This window comes from Micromonospora costi, assembly GCF_003626655.1.
Classification (GTDB): Bacteria; Actinomycetota; Actinomycetes; order Mycobacteriales; family Micromonosporaceae; genus Micromonospora; species Micromonospora costi.
The window spans coordinates 864093-879351 of record NZ_RBAN01000001.1; the positions used below are offsets into that span (position 1 = coordinate 864093).

The 15259-nt window shown below is 75.6% G+C and carries 11 protein-coding genes; 4 read left to right on the forward strand and 7 right to left on the reverse strand.

Annotation, left to right across the window (positions count from 1 at the left end; all coding sequences use genetic code 11):
* Position 1 precedes the first annotated feature (1 nt).
* Positions 2-1126 carry a hypothetical protein gene (locus D7193_RS34525; protein WP_277749890.1) on the forward strand — a complete coding sequence of 375 codons (1125 nt, stop codon included), beginning with the start codon at positions 2-4 and terminating at the stop codon, positions 1124-1126.
* Between the two features lie 63 nt (positions 1127-1189).
* Here D7193_RS34525 and D7193_RS33350 read toward each other — a convergent pair whose 3' ends face one another.
* The 3 genes from D7193_RS33350 to D7193_RS03910 form a co-directional block, all read right to left on the reverse strand.
* Entirely contained in the window at positions 1190-1621 is a 432-nt protein-coding gene (locus D7193_RS33350; RefSeq protein WP_158674767.1) for a VOC family protein, read from the reverse strand.
* Between the two features lie 171 nt (positions 1622-1792).
* Positions 1793-3025 (reverse strand): sensor histidine kinase, encoded by a 1233-nt coding sequence (locus D7193_RS03905; protein WP_241562809.1) that lies wholly within the window; start codon positions 3023-3025, stop codon positions 1793-1795.
* Complete coding sequence (locus D7193_RS03910) at positions 3022-3693, reverse strand: response regulator transcription factor (protein WP_120779238.1); 672 nt, start codon at positions 3691-3693, stop codon at positions 3022-3024. The genes D7193_RS03905 and D7193_RS03910 overlap by 4 nt, the downstream gene beginning before the upstream one ends.
* 147 nt (positions 3694-3840) lie before the next feature.
* On the opposite strand from D7193_RS03910, the gene D7193_RS03915 reads away from it, so the two are divergent.
* Positions 3841-5028, forward strand: coding sequence for a peptidase C39 family protein (locus D7193_RS03915; protein WP_120777971.1), 1188 nt, complete (start codon positions 3841-3843; stop codon positions 5026-5028).
* Between the two features lie 31 nt (positions 5029-5059).
* Here D7193_RS03915 and D7193_RS03920 read toward each other — a convergent pair whose 3' ends face one another.
* Both D7193_RS03920 and D7193_RS03925 read right to left on the reverse strand, forming a co-directional pair.
* Positions 5060-6340, reverse strand: a complete 1281-nt coding sequence (locus tag D7193_RS03920; protein WP_147434326.1) for an outer membrane protein assembly factor BamB family protein — start codon at positions 6338-6340, stop codon at positions 5060-5062.
* Entirely contained in the window at positions 6337-7626 is a 1290-nt protein-coding gene (locus D7193_RS03925; RefSeq protein ID WP_120777973.1) for an outer membrane protein assembly factor BamB family protein, read from the reverse strand. The genes D7193_RS03920 and D7193_RS03925 overlap by 4 nt, the downstream gene beginning before the upstream one ends.
* A gap of 106 nt (positions 7627-7732) precedes the next feature.
* Here D7193_RS03925 and D7193_RS03930 point away from each other — a divergent pair, with 106 nt between their 5' ends.
* Positions 7733-9634: a DUF6311 domain-containing protein gene (locus tag D7193_RS03930; protein WP_120777974.1), complete on the forward strand. Its 1902-nt coding sequence runs from the start codon at positions 7733-7735 to the stop codon at positions 9632-9634.
* A 39-nt stretch (positions 9635-9673) separates the two neighbouring features.
* Here D7193_RS03930 and D7193_RS03935 read toward each other — a convergent pair whose 3' ends face one another.
* Positions 9674-11641: a DUF6311 domain-containing protein gene (locus D7193_RS03935; protein WP_377456407.1), complete on the reverse strand. Its 1968-nt coding sequence runs from the start codon at positions 11639-11641 to the stop codon at positions 9674-9676.
* Positions 11599-13392: a DUF6311 domain-containing protein gene (locus D7193_RS03940; RefSeq protein WP_120779239.1), complete on the reverse strand. Its 1794-nt coding sequence runs from the start codon at positions 13390-13392 to the stop codon at positions 11599-11601. Before D7193_RS03940 ends, D7193_RS03935 begins: the two co-directional genes overlap by 43 nt.
* A 481-nt stretch (positions 13393-13873) precedes the next feature.
* Here D7193_RS03940 and D7193_RS03945 point away from each other — a divergent pair, with 481 nt between their 5' ends.
* On the forward strand, positions 13874-15067 hold the full coding sequence (locus D7193_RS03945) for a hypothetical protein (protein WP_120779240.1): 1194 nt from the start codon (positions 13874-13876) through the stop codon (positions 15065-15067).
* The last annotated feature ends 192 nt before the right edge of the window (positions 15068-15259 follow it).

The window sequence follows — 15259 nt, forward strand, 5'->3', positions numbered from 1 at the left end:
CATGTCGTACCCGCCGGCAGATTCCTACCCTCCACCAACGGGGCCCGGTTCGTACCCGCCGCCCCAGGGCGGCCACCCCGGCCAGCAGGGCTACCCGCCACCCCGTCCCGGTGACCAGCAGGGCCACCCCGGCCAGCGGGCCGGCTACCCGGGCCAGCAGCAGGGCGGCGGCTACCCCGGCCAGCAGGGCTACCCGGGTCAGCAGGGCGGCGGCTATCCGAGCCAGCAGGGCGGCCACCCGGGTCAACAGGGCGGCGGCTACCCCAGCCAGCAGCAGGGCGGCTACCCCAGCCAGCAGGGCGGCCACCCGGGCCAGCAGCAGGGCGGCGGCTACCCCGGCCAGCAGGGCGGCGGCTACCCCGCCCAGCAGAGCGGCTACCCGGGTCAGCAGCAGCCGGCCGGCTACCCGGCCCCCCAGCAGCCCGGTGGCTACCCCGGCTCGCAGCAGCAGCCGGGCGACTACCCGCCGGTCCCGCAGTCGGGCGGCTTCCCGCCGCCGCAGTCGGGTCAGCCGTTCGGCGACCCGGTCTCCGCGCCGCCGCCGAAGAAGTCCAAGGCCGGCCGGATCATCCTGATCGTGGTGGCCGCGGTGCTCGTGCTCTGCCTCGGCGGCGGCGCGGCGATCTGGTTCGCCGTCAAGGACGAGGTGAGCGAGGGCGTGGACGCCGCCCGGACCCGGGTGGAGGCGCCCGCGACGCTCGCCGGCCGGCCGAAGATCACCGACCCCGAGCTCCAGGCGCTCACCGACCAGATGGTCGCCACCATGAAGAAGACGGCGCAGGGCGAGACGAGCACCGTGGGGGCCTTCTACGGCGACCCGGCGAAGCAGGATCTCGTGGTGGCCATCGCGATCTCCGGGCTGATGGCCGACCCGAAGAAGGAGCTGGACCAGACGGTCGGCGAGCTCGCCACGGAGGTCGGCGTCGCCAAGATGACGTCGGTGGACCCCGGCCCGCTCGGCGGTGAGGCCCGCTGCGGCGACGGCAAGACCGAGGGCGCGCCGACGGCGGTCTGCGCCTGGGCCGACCGGGGCAGCCTCGGCGTGATCATGGTGTTCTTCAAGTCGGCCGAGGAGATCAAGGCCGACTTCGTGACGATGCGCGGTGAGATCGAGAAGCGTTCCTGATCCCCCGCGGCTGAGGCCCCGGTCACCGCGGTGACCGGGGCCTCGCCATGTCAGGCCGCCTTGTCAGGCCGCCGTGCCGCCGGCCGGGCCCGCCGCCGCGTCGGCCGAGCTGGCGGGCGTGGTGGCCCGCTCGGCGTCGCTGCGGACGACGCAGAACTCGTTGCCCTCCGGGTCGGCGAGCACCACCCAGCCCGTCCCGTCGGGCCGCCGCTGATCGGCGACCTGCGTCGCGCCGAGACCGAGCAGCCGCTCGACCTCCTCGTCGCGGGTCCGGTCGGTCGGCGACAGGTCCAGGTGGACCCGGTTCTTGATCGTCTTGCCCTCCGGCACGGCCAGGAACAGCACCATGGGGCCGCCCGGCGGCAGCAGGCTGGCCTCGGGGTCTCCCGGGAAGTCCTCCGGCTGGCGGGGGCACTCCAGGACCTGGGCCCAGAAACCGGCCAGGGCATAGGTGTCGTGGCAGTCGATGGCGATGTTGTGGATCCGTACGCTCACGGTCGCTCCTCCGAGCTGGATGGACGCGCCCCGCGGGAGTCGGTGAAGGTCAGCGGTGGCCGGGGCGGGGCGCGGAACTGGTCGTGGTGGACATCGACCACACCCCCTCTCATCCGTCGGGCTGACGGCGATGATCCTGGCAGTCCGCCGCTCGCCGCGCAACCCCGTTCGTCACCGGTCGACGGTCGACTCCGGCCGGCGCCGATCCCCACCGGCCCCGGCCGGGACGACGTCCGCCGACGGCAGCCGGACGGTCACCTCGAGGCCTCCTCCGGGCTGGGCGACCGCCTGCACCGTGCCGCCGTGCGCGTCGCAGACGGCCCGGACGATGGAGAGCCCCAGACCGGAACCACGGGCGCCGGTGCGTTCCCGCCCGCCGCGCCGGAACGGCTCGAACAGCCCGGGCACGTCGGCCGGGTCCACCTCGAAGCCGGTGTTCCCCACCACGAGCCAGGAGTGCCGGCCGTCCGTGCCGGTACGCACCCACATCCGCCCGTGCAGGTGGTTGTAGCGGACCGCGTTCTCGACAAGGTTGCCGGCCAGCCGGTCCAGCAGGCCCGGATCGCCGACGACCGGGGCGGGCTCCAGCGACGTCTGCACCCGCAGCCCGATCCGCTCCACCTCCCGGCGTACCGCCGAGAGCGCGTTCGCGGTGCCGCCGGCCAGGTCGCACTCCGTACGCCGGCCGAGCCGGCGGCCGGCCTGCGCCTCGCTGCGGGCCAGCACGAGCAGCGCGTCGACGAGCCCGTTGGCCCGCTCCGAGGCGTCCCGGACCACGGTGGCCATCCGGCGGTACTCGGCGATGTCCGCCTCGTCGTCGCTGAGCGTCACGTCGATCTCGGTACGCATCACCGCGAGGGGCGTACGCAGCTCGTGCGAGGCGTTGGCCACGAAGCGCCTCTGCGCCTCGAACGCGGCCGTGATGCGGTCCAGCATCGCGTCGAACGTCTTGGCCAGCTCGGCCACCTCGTCGTCGGCGCCCGAGTAGCCGATGCGCTGGTCGAGGGTGGCCTCACCCAGCCGCTGGGCGGTGGCGGTGACCTGGTGCAGCGGTCGCAGCGCCCGGCCGGCCACCGCGTACGCGCCGGCCACCCCGACCACGCTGATCGCGAGCAGTGCCACGAGGCCCTTCGCCAACAGCTCGCCGGAAGCCGCGTGCACCAGCTGCCGCTGCCACTCGCCCGCGTCCAGGGTGCGGCCGTCGGCGAGCACCACGGTGGTGCCGGGCAGCAGCTCGTCGGTGGGGCGCAACGCGTCGCGCACCAGCAGCCAGGCCAGCAGCACGAGGATCGCGCCGGCGCCCACCAGCAGGACGCCGTTTAGCAGGGTGAGCCGCAGCCGCAGGGTGGGACGCAGCCGCCGGCGCCGGGGACCGCCGGCCGCGGTGGCGGGGGACGCGCTCACGCGGCGGCCACCTCGGCCGTGCGGTAGCCGGCGCCGACCACCGTCTCGATGAGCGGGGGGTCGCCGAGCTTCTTGCGCAGCGTCATCACGGTGACCCGGACGATGGTGGTGAACGGGTCGGTGTTGGCGTCCCAGACCCGCTCCAGCAGCTCCTCGCTGGAGACGACCGCGCCGCGCGCCTTGACCAGCTCGCAGAGCACGCCGAACTCCTTGTTGGTCAGGTCGACGGGCGCGCCGGCGCGGGTGGCGACGCGGCGTGCCGGATCCAGCACCAGGTCGGCCACGGAGAGCACCGGCGGCGTGGCCGGGGTGGCCCGCCGGCCCAGTGCCTGCACGCGGGCGACCAGTTCGTCGAAGGCGAACGGCTTGGGCAGGTAGTCGTCGGCGCCGAGCTGCAGGCCCTCCACCCGGTCGGCCACCGTGCCGCTCGCGGTCAGCATCAGCACCCGGGTCAGCGTGCCCGAGGCGACCAGCTCGGCGCAGATCTGGTCGCCGTGCACGCCCGGCAGGTCCCGGTCCAGCACCACCACGTCGTAGCGGGTGACGAAGGCCATTTCGTGCCCGGTGTCGCCGTCGTAGGCGACGTCGACCGCCATGCCCCGCTTGCGCAACCCGCGCGCGATCGCGTCGGCGAGGTTGCGCTCGTCCTCGACCACCAGTACCCGCATGCCGGCCTCCTCGCTGCTGACCACCCGACAACCTAGTGCGGGTCGCCAAACAAGCGTCCCTCGCCGCCCGGCCCGGCGGCCGTTGCCGGCAGCCGCCGCCGTACGCGATGCTTCCGGCAGCCCGCGCCCCCGACGGACGGATGTCACATGAGCACAGCGGCCCCACCCCGGATCCGGGACGTCTCCTACCGGGGGTTCCGCCTCCCCGCCGACCACGGGTCCGGGACCCTCGTGGGGCTCCGCGCCGGGCCGCGCGGGCTGGTGCTCGCCGGCCCGGCCGGCGTCCGGCCGGGCGCGGACGGTGACGACCAGCGGTACGAGTGGGGCACGTGGACCGCGCCGCCCGTGCCCGCCGGCTTCGCCGTCGCCGAGGTGGTGCCGTCGTGGACGGCGGAGACCCCGGACGGCTGCTGGATCGAGGTCGCGCTGCGCGGCTGGCACGCCGACGCCCCGGCCACCGGCTGGTACGTGCTGGGCCGGTGGGCCGGCGACGACCGGACGGTACGCCGCACCTCGGTGCCCGGCCAGCGCGACGCGACCGCCCGGGTGGAGACCGACACGCTGGTGGTCGGCGAGGCGACGGTCACCGGGTGGCAGGCGCGGGTGACGCTCCTCCGGCCGGCCGGCAGCGGGCTCACCCCCGTGCTGCGTACCGTCGGTGCGGTCGCCACCGGTCCCGCCGGCGCTCCCGCGTCCGGTGTCGCGCGTCCCCACGGGTCCGCCCGCGGGAGGGTGCTGGACGTGCCGCGCTACTCGCAGCGGCTGCACGCCGGCGCGTACCCGCAGTGGGGCGGCGGCGGGGACTCCTGGTGCAGTCCCACCTGCACGTCGATGGTGCTGGCCTTCTGGGGGGCCACCCCGCCGGCCGACCGGTACGCGTGGGTCGACCCGCCCGGCCCCCGTCCGGTCGTGGTGCACGCCGCGCGGCACTGCTTCGACCACGCCTACGCCGGGGCCGGCAACTGGCCCTTCAACACCGCGTACGCGGGCCTCCACGGGATGGACGCCTTCGTCACGCGGCTGCGGTCGCTGGCCGAGGCCGAGGAGTTCATCGCCGCCGGCATCCCGCTGGTGGTCTCCGCGGCGTTCCGCGCCGGCGAGGTGCCGGGCCTGGACTACGACACCCGCGGCCACCTGATCGTGCTGGCCGGTTTCACCGAGTCGGGGGACCCGGTGCTCAACGACCCGTACGCGCCGGACGACGAGGCGGTGCGGCGGGTCGTGGACCGGGATCGGTTCGAGGCGGTCTGGCAGGCCGGCAGCGGTGGCATGGCGTACGTGATCCGCCCGCCGGAGGTGCCGCTGCCGCCGGCGCCGGCGCAGGCCAACTGGTGAGGCGCCGGCCCGCGGCCCGGCGGGCCGGCGGTCAGCGGCGCAGCGGCCACAGCCCGTAGTCGCCGTTCACCCGCCGGCACACCAACCGGTCGCTGCTGTTCTGGCACTCCCCGGCGGCGCCCCGCAGCACGTCCAGCGGCCGGGCCGTGCCGGTGACGACGTCCAGCTCGGCGACCAGCAGCCCGCCGCGGTGCCGCCGGGTGCCGATCAGCGGCCCGTCGAGCCGGCTGGGGCGGGACAGCTCCCAGCGACCCAGCTCCCCGAGGACCGTGCCAGTGGTCGCGTCGAGCAGGGCGAACTGCTCGGCGCCGGGCCCGGCGCTTCGCACCGCGCTGGCCACGAGCCGCCCCCGGGTCGCCCAGATGCCGGCCCACCGGTCGTCGGCCCAGAGCCGGCGCCCGGACGCCGGATCGAGGGCCAACAGGCCGCCGGAGCGGCCCTGCAGGCAGATCACGGGGCCGCACTCCGACACGAACAGCGCGTCGGCGACCTGGGTCCGCCAGAGTGGCCGGAGCCGGTCCACGTCGTACGCGGCGACGGTCGCGGGGGTGCCGCCGACGGTGAGCAGCAGGCCATCCACGACCTGAACGTTGACCATGCGCTCGTCGGCGGGCCCCCACAGATCCCCCCGGTTCACCACGGCACCGGTGGCCGCGTCCCGCACCTCGACCCGGCCGTCGGCGGTGCTGTACACCACGCGGTCCACGGCCGAGCCGGTGAGCCGGTAGGCGAGTTGCCCCGGCGGGAAGTCGGCCTCCCAGCGCACACTCCCGCAGCAGGGATCGACCGACCGTAGCGTCCGGCCCCGCTCGTCGTCGCCCGTCTCCATGAGCAGCGCGCCACCGGCGCTCTCCACCGCGGTGGCGGGCTGCTGCCACCGGTACGCCCCGGTCGCCCGGTCCAGTGCCACGGTCACGTTGGTCTGGCCGTCCTGCTGGAAGCCGGTCACCAGCAGGATGTCACCCAGCAGGGACATCCCCCAGTACCGCCCCTGAACCGGCAGCGGGGCCTCCCACGCCAGCTCCCCGCCCGGCAGCCGGTACGCCTCCAACCGCCGCTGCGGCCCGCGCGGCCCGGACGGGTCGATCACCAGGAAGAGGTCGTCGGCCAGCAGCGCCTCCGTGCCCACGACGGCGGGCACGACGACCATGTCGCGTCGCGGTATCGGCGCCCCCGCCGCGAGCGTGGCCAGCGCCACGAGCAGTGCCAGGGCGCAGCGCAGCGGCCGGCCGACGGCCCGCGGGGGCCGGGGCAGCTCCTCGGGCTCCGGCTCGTGCCGCAGCTCGCCGAGGTCGATGACGTGGTCGGTCACGCGGGCCACCGCCACACTCCGAACGAGCCGTCCGGCCGGCGGCACATCATGGCGCTCGGGCCGGCCTGGCACAGCTCGCTCGCGCCCGGGATCGCGTCGAGGACGCGGAGACGGACGTCCGCGAGATCCAGCTCGTAGGGAGTCAGCCGGCCGCCGCGGCCGGGCCGGATGCCGACCAGGGGACCGTCCGGCGCGACCGACGCCAGCAGGGACCAGTCCCCCAGGTCGGCGATCTGCCCGCCGGTGCTGGCGTCCAGCACGCCGTACCGGCTGCGGTTGTCCCGGAGGGTCGCGACGAGCAGACGGCCCGATCGGGCCTCCATCACCGCGTCCCAGCCCGACGTGCGCCACCGGAGGGCGCCCGTCGCCGGGTCGAGCGCCTGGAGGCCACCGTCGCGGACCCAGACGCACAGCACCTCGCCGCACACACCCACGGACTCCACCGCCGGCAGCGGGACCACCCAGCGACGCTCCAGCCGGTCCAGGTCGTAGGCCGTCACCGTCTGATCGTCGATGAAGAGCACGAGGTCGTCGGCGACCAGGCCGGACAGCTCGGCGGACGCGCCCGGGGGCGGGTCGGCACGTGCCAGCACGGCCCCGCTCGCCGGATCGCGCACCTCGACCCCGCTGCCGGGCCCGAACACCACGACCCGGTCCACCGCGCCGTCCCGCAGCCGGTAGTTCGGGCTGCTCCGCAGGTCCCGCAGCGACCAGGCCAGCTGACCCGACCCCGGGTCGACCGCCCGGAGCGTCCAGGCGCCGTCGTCGCGCATCCGCTGGAGGAACAGCGAGCCGGTCCGGCCGGACCGGGCGATGCCGGGCTGCCGCCACCGGACCTGCCCGGTGCGGGCGTGGAGGGCGATCGTCTCGCCGTCCGCCTCGGCCCGGGAGTTGACCGTGAGCAGCAGCGTGTCGTCGTGCGGCTCGATCCACTGGATGTACCCGCCGACCGGTACCCGGACGCGCCACAGCGGCTCGGCGCGCGGGGGCGGGTTCGCCGGCCGCTCAGGCATCGGGTAGGCGGTGAGGTCCCGGTCACCGGAGGTCACCCCGTCCACCGGCTCGTCGACGACCACCAGGTCGCCGACGACGAAGGCCTTCCCCACGGGCGAGCTGGGCACCACGGCCGCGACCCGGCCCGGCGCGGGGGCGGCGCCCGCGAGCGTCCCGAGGACGAGCAGCGACACCAGCGCCGTCCGGAGTGGACGGCCGGCGGCGCGGGGGCGGGGGCGGTCGGGGCTCGGTTTCGGGTGGTCGCGCAGCTCACCCAGGTCGATGACCGTCATCGCCGCCCTCCCGTCACCCGACCCGCCGCGTGGCACGACCGGCAAACCGGCCGTGGCCGTACCGGCCCGGCAAATACGCCCAACCCCGCCTGTACGATGGCCCGTCGTGGCCGTGCCGGTGGTAGACCCCTCGCTGACTCCCGTTGCCGACGCCGAGCGGACCGGGACCGCGCCGGCCGGAAGGCTCCGACGCCGCCCGGCCCGTGCCGATCTGCTGGCCCTCGGAGCCTATGTGCTGCTCGGCGTTTTCGTCTGCCTGCACTACTGGGCAGACGTGCAGGCCCGGGTGTCCTCGCACCTGCCCACCGACCACAGCTGGTTCGAGTGGCTCTTCGCGCACGGCGCCTACTCCGTACGGCACCTGGAGAACCCGCTCTTCACGGTCCGGCAGAACGCCCCCGACGGGGTGAACATGATGGCGAACACCTCGCTGCTCGGGGTGACGCTGCCGCTGGCTCCGCTGACCATGCTGCTGGGCCCGCAGGTGATGTACGCCCTCTACCTCGGCGGGGCGCTGGCGGCCACCGCCGCCACCAGCTACTGGATGCTCTCCCGGCATCTGGTGCGCTCCCGCGCGGCGGCGTTCGTCGGCGGCGCCTTCCTCGGGTTCGCGCCGGGCATCGTGCACCACGCCAACGGCCAGCCGAACTTCGTCTCGAACTTCCTGCTCCCGCTGATCGTGGTGCGCGTGCTCCGGCTCGGCGAGGCGGGCCGGTGGCGGCGCAACGGGTTGGTGCTGGGCCTGCTCGTCGCGTACCAGATCTTCATCAACGAGGAGATGCTGCTGCTCACCGCGCTGGCCTGCCTGGTCGTCGTGCTGGCGTACGCCGTGCAGCGGCCGTCGGCGGCGCGGGCCGTGGCCGGCACGTTCGCCGCGGCGCTCGGCGTCGCGGGCGCGGTGGCCCTGGCGATCACCGCGTACCCGATCTGGTTCCAGTTCAACGGGCCGCAGTCGTACCGGGGTCTGCAGGGCGGCGTGTTCCACAACTGGGGCGAGGACCTGGCGGCCTTCGTGACGTTCCCCCGGGACACCCTGGCCGGCGACCCGGCGGTCGAGCAGACCATCGGCCTGACCGAGCAGAACACGTGGTTCGGCTGGCCGCTGGTGCTGGTGGCCGTGGTGGCCCTCGTGCTGCTGGTCCGGCGGTCGCTGGCGGCCCGGATCCTCGCGGTGCTCGTCGTGGTCTTCGGCGTGGCGGCGCTCGGCCCCCGGATCCGGCTGAACGGCGTGGAGACCACGGTGAACGGCCCGTGGGCGTACCTGCGGGACGACCTGCCGCTGGTCGAGATGATGATGCCGACGCGGCTGGCCCTGGTGGTCGCCGCCGCGGTCGGTGTGCTGCTCGCGCTCGCCTGGGACGCGCTCGGGCGGCGTCCGCGCCGCCCCGGGCCGGTGCGGATCCCGGCGCAGCGCACCGCCGAGGCGGACGCGCCGCCCGCCGAGCCCACCGGCGGTCACGACCCGGACCGCCCGGCCCGGCGGCGGTGGCTGCGCCCCGTGGGGTACGCGGCCATCACCCTCGCCGTGCTGCCGCTCGTCCCCCGGCCGCTGCCGGCGCAACCGGTGGACCCGCCGCCGCACTTCATCACCGCGGGCGGCTGGCGGCCGTACGTCCCGGCGGGACGGACCCTGGTGCCGGTGCCGATCCCCAGCAACGTGCACGGGCTGCCGACGCTGCGCTGGAGCGCGCTGACGGCGCAGGAGTTCCCGATCCCGGCCGGCTACTTCATCGGGCCCAACGAGAAGGGTGAGGGCACGTTCGGCGCGCCGAACCGGCCGACCAGCACCCTCATCTACTCCACCATGGACAGCGGCACGGTCCCGGCGATCACCGAGGAGAACCGCCGCCAGGCCGTGGAGGACCTGCGCTGGTGGCGGGCGTCGGTGGTGGTGCTCGGCGCCCACCCGAGGGAGGCCGTGCTGCGGGACCTGATGACCGCGCTGCTCGGCCCGCCGCAGCGGGTCGACGACGTGTGGCTCTGGGACGTACGCCCCCTGGTGGGCTGACCGCCACGGGCCACCGCCGTCCCGGCGGGCGCGGCGCGCTCAGCCGAGCCGGTCGCGGACGTCCCACACCCGGGCGCCGTCGACGTCCCGCCCGGGGCCGAGCAGCTCGTCGAGCACGCGCCGGACGGGCTCGGAGTGCCGCAGGTCGCCCTGCACCACCACGGCGGCCCGCCAGTGCCGCAGGTCGTCGAGGGCCTGCCGGCGGTCGGCGTCGCCGATCGGCGGCACCTCGCCGGTCTCGGCGACGCGACGCAGGAGGACCGCCGTGGGTCGGTCCGGGGCGCCCCACCGGGCGGCCCGGTCGCCGGGACCACCCGGGCCGATGAAGTACCCGCCCGGCGCCGGGAAGGCGAGCCCGGTCCGGGCCGACCAGAGCATCCCGGGGCTGACCGCGGCGCCGGTCACCGGCGGCACGGGGACGACGGTCCGGCCCGCCGGCACGTACGCCCGCCACCCGCCCTCGGCCACGAACGCCGGTACGGTCACCGACGGCACGGTCCGGATCGGTGTCGGCGTGAGCGGCAGGAGCGCCGCGGCCACCGCCCCGGTCCAGAGCAGTCGCACGGGCACCGCCGGTGCGGGCGGGCCGGTCGGCGTCCGCGCGTCCCCGCCGCCGGCCCCCGACTCCGGGCCGGCCAGCTCGGTGGCCGGCCCGGTATCCGGCTCGGTGGCCGCCGAGAATCGCGCCGCCCACACCCGGTCCAGGGACAGAGCCAGCAGGATGCCGAGCACCGGCACACAGACCAGCGCCAGGCGCGCCGGCACCGCGAGGTCGACCAGGGGCAGGCCGGCCAGCAGCCGGTACGGGCCGGGGACGCCGGTGGACGTACCGTCCACCCGGATCTCCGGCCCGAGCGAGAGCAGCGCGAAGAGCAGGCCGCACCCGGCCAGCGCCCGGACCAGCGGGCGCCGCCACAGCCAGATCACGATCACCACGGCGAGCACCAGCAGTCCGGGCCCGAAGAACGAGTTCTCCTCCGTCGGGTTCGGCGCGAGCAGCCCCGGCCGGTAGTCGTCCCCCACCACGGTCTGCCGGGCCGCGGCCGTGAACGACGCGGCGTCGAGCCGGAAGCCGTCCACGTCGAACGCCATTCCCCGGTAGTGCTGGGGCCCGAAGAACTGGAACCAGAGCGGGTACGCCAGCAGCACGCCCGCCACCAGCGCGCCGACCCCGATCCGCCGCAGCAGCGCGGGTGCCGCCCGGCGGGCCGCGGCCCGGTCGGCGAGCGCGTACCCGAGCACGAACACCCCGGCGGCGAGGGCCAGGAAGACCAGCACCTCCTCGCCGAGGAAGACCTGCCAGGTGACCAGCAGGCCGAGGATCACGCCGTCGCGGCGCACCCGGTCGCGCCCGGGGCGGAACAGCACCGCGAGGATCGCCGGCACCAGGAACTGGGCGGCCATGTGCAGGTGCGCCCCGGCCTGCGCGACCATTCCCGGCGCGAAGCCGCAGAAGAGCCCGCCCACCGCGGCGGCGGCCCGCGAGGCGACCAGCCGGCGGCGCAGCAGCGCGTACCAGGCGGTGGCCGTGCCGGCGAGGCAGACCACCACCGCCACGCAGAACGCGGCCTGCGAGCCGAAGAGCAGCGTGACCGGCGCGAGCGGCACGCCGAGGCCCAGCACCGACGTGTTCGCCATGAGGTTGACGCCGTCCGGCGCGTTCAGCGCGGTGCTGTAGAGCGGGTTCTCGAGCCCGGTCACCGCGCGGGCCGCCCGGGCCAGCATCCACTCGAAGAGGATCTGGTCGCCCGCCTGGTGGAACAACCGGCCCGGGTGACGCCACTGCCCGCCGGTGAGCAGCACGGCCAGGGCCAGGTAGCCGGCGGCGACCACGAGAGCGTCCGGCGTCCACCCCGGACGGCGCGGCCCTCGCGCTCCGGATCCCGTGCCGTCGCGGGGCCGTGGGTCCTTCCCGGGCCGCGCGTCCGTCCCGGGCCGCTCGGGGACGGCGGTGCCGCTGGCCATCAGGGCCGTCGGTCGGTCAGTGTCCGCACGTCCCAGACCCACACGTCCAGCTCGCGGCGGCCGGGGCCGACCAACTGCTCGACGGTACGCCGCAGCGGCTCGACGTTCTGCTGCCGCTCCGGCAGCACGAGGATCGCCGCCCGCCAGTGCCGCAGCTCGTCCAGCGACCGGCGGCGCTGCCGGTCGTCCAGTTTGGGCGTACGGCCGGTCGACGCCACCTCCTCCAGCAACTGCCCCACGCCGCTGGGCCGGCCGCCGAAGCGGCCCGGGTCGCCGGTGTTGCCGTTGCGCGGGGCGAGGAAGTACCCGCCCGGGATCTTGAAGTCGAGGTTCGTGGCGGCCGCCCAGCGCATGCCGTAGGTGTTGCCCATGCTCGGCACCGGGATGGGCACGAGCGTCTGGTCCGGCCCCACGTACGCCCGCCAGCGGTCGGCCGTGATGAACTCCGGCACCGGCGGCCGGGACACGACCCGCAGCGGCAGGGGCGCGATCGGCAGCAGCGCCAGCACGAGGCCGGCGGCGGTGAGCGTCCGGACCGTACGCCGGTCCACCGACCGCAGCGACCAGGCCCGCTCGACGGCGAGCGCCAGCAGGACGCCGACCACGACCGACGTGATGAGCCCGAACCGCGTCGGCACCACGGCGTCGAGCAGCGGCAACCGCACCAGCCACTCCCACGGGCCGGTGACGATCTCGCGGTCCCACCAGGAGACCCGCTCGCCGAGGGAGAGCACCGCGAAGGCGGCGCCGGTCGCCGCGAGTGCCCGGACCAGCACCTCCCTACGCAGCCAGAGCACCACGCCGATGGTGAGCAGCGCGAGGCTCCAGCCGAAGAACGCGTTCTCCTCGGAGTAGTTCGGGGCGAGGTTGACGTTGGCCCGCTCGTCGCCGCCGAGGGTGGGCGAGCCGGGCGCGAAGAAGGCGGCGATGTCGTTGCCGTAGTCCCGCACCGCGTCGCTGAGCCCGTGGTACGCCATCGGCCCGGCGAACTGCACGTACAGGGGGTACGCCAGCAGCGCCCCGGCGAGCACCGCGCACGCCGCGAGCCCGGCGGCCAGCGGGCGCCACGCCGCCGACCAGCGGGCCGGTTCCTGGACGACCACGGCGATCAGGAACACCCCGCAGGCCAGCGCCGTGAAGAGCAGGATCTCCTCGTTGATGAACGCCTGGGCGGTGACCAGCAGCGCCAGCAGCAGCCCGTCCCGGACCGGGCGGCGGGACCGGGTGAGCACCAGCACCCGCCACACGATGAACGGCAGCAGGAACTGGCTGATGATGTTCGGATGCCAGTTGGCGTGCGAGAGCATCGCCGGCGAGAACCCGCAGAACCAGCCGCCGACCGCGGCCGCCAGCGGCGTACGGACCACGTGGCGGGAGAGGACGCGGTACCAGGCCGCCGCGGTGCCGGCGAGACCGAACGTGACCAGCAGCACGAACGACACGGCCGGTCCGAACAGGAGGGTCACCGGCACCATGGGGATGCCGAGCGCGAGGATGGCCGTGTTGGCCATCAGGTTGACCCCGTCCGGGTAGTTGAACTGTTCGGTGTAGAACGGGAACTCGCCGTGCAGCACCACCCGCACCGAGTGGGCGAGGAAGAACTGCACCTGCGCCGGGTCACTGCTGTAGAGCGAGGCGACCCGGCCCGCCGGATCGGCCCAGATCCCGCTGGTCACCCATACCGCGGCAAGCAGGAAGAGGCCGTACGCCGCGAGGTCCCGGCGCCTCCGGGTCCACCGCCACTGCCGGGCGGGAGCGGCGGGCCGGACGCCCTCGGTGTCCGACCCCGCCACGCCACCGGTCGACGGATCGGTCGTCGCGGGATCGGGGGCCGGCGCGGTCTCGACGGCCGGGGCACGGTCGACGGCCGGGGCACGGTCGACGGCCGGGGCACGGTCGACGGTCGGTGCCGCCGGCGCGGCGTCGGCGGTGGGGGCGCGGTCGACGGCCGGCGCGCCGTCGACAGCCGGGGCGTCGTCGACGGCCACGGCCAGGCCGGCCGAGCCGGCGTCGGTATCCAGGGCGGACTCGGCGCGAGACTCGGCAGGGGTCACAGTCGGCGGAGTCTACCCGAGCGGGTAAAAGGCACGGAAATGGCCGGACATCCACACGATCCACTCGACATCCCCGACGGAGTGGACGAGCCGGCCCACCAGGCGTCCTCTGTGGTCGGTCGCCGGTCGGCCCGCCGGGCACGAGGTGCCGGACGGCACTCGTCGGACATCTCGTACTATGGCGCTTCCGACCAACGGGCGATCGAACGGGGGCGTACACGTGGCGCCAGTCCGCCGCCGCGGCACGACGGCCGCCGCGCTGCTGACCGTGCTGCTGACCGCCACCGCCTGCGGGCCGGTCGCCGACCGCCAGCCCGGCACGCTGCCCGTCGGCTACGACAGCCTGGACGGCACGCTGCCCGTGTGGCCGCCCCGGGGTGGGCTGGCCGGCGACGACGCCGTCACCACGGCGGTGACCGAGGCGGTCCGGGCCTGGCGGTCCCCGGCGGACGACCGGGCGCACCTGCCCTCGTCCGGCATTCTCTACGCCGGTGAGGTCGACGGCGCCCCGCTGGCCCTGGTCGCCGCCGACGTGCCCGGCGAGGGCGCCTCCTGGCTGCTGCAGGTCGCCCGCGAGGGCGACCGGTACGCCGTGGTGCGGGCCACCGAGTACACCGACCCCGGCTACCTCGTCTACTCCGACGTGCTGCCCGTGCAGACCCCGGCGGGCCGCCGCTACCTCACCTCCAAGCGGGTACAGCGCCTGCTCGGGCCGGACGGGCGTGGCCTCTCGATGACGGACGGCATGAGCGCCCGGGCCGCCGTACCGTCCTGCGCGGCGGTCCCGGTGACGGCGACCCTGCGAGCCACCGAGTCGCTGCCGCGCGGCCGGGCCACGGACCGCCTGCTCGACCTCGGCACCGGGATCGCCGGCCCGCACTACCCGCTGGTGCGGGACGACACCGGCTCGGGCCGGCGCGCCCTGGCGGGTCTGGACACCTGCCGCCTCGCCGACGAGCGGGGCCCGTTCGGCAGCCTCACCCGCCGGATCAACGACCGGGACGCGCCGGGATCGGTGCCGGAGTCCTGGCCGATGGCGAAGGTGGCCGTCCGCTCGCTCGGCGAGGTGGCCCTCGGCGGTGGTGAGCCGGGCGAGCTGGAGCAGCTGACCTGGCAGAGCGCCGACGACACGATGAGCGCCGTGGTCTACCGGCCGGCCGGCGACGCCGCCCCGGTGGTCTCCCCCGCCGACCGGTCCTCGCCGTTGCAGGCCTACCGGCTGCCGGTGCCGGGCCAGCCGGTGGTCGTGCTGAGCTGGCGGTCCACCCGGGACACCGCGCTGTCGCTGCCGCCGGGCACGCCGACGCTGGTGGAGCGACCGGGGTTGGCCGTCGTGGCGACGACCGACCGGCCGACGACGGTCAGCCTGACCGACGCGGAGAAGACGCACTACCGCTCAGTCGGCGGCCGCTGACCCCGCGCCGGCCCGCCCGGCGGCGCTGCCGAACACCGAGGCGCGGCTACGGCAGCGGTTCGACAAGTTCGCCGGACATGGCCGGTGCTGGTGGTGGTCGACCAGTCGACCTCGACCGGCTCCCTGCCGGTCGCGGTCGCTCGGGGCGTGCGGTCATCAGGTCACCCACCTGCCCAGCCTGGCAATACGCCG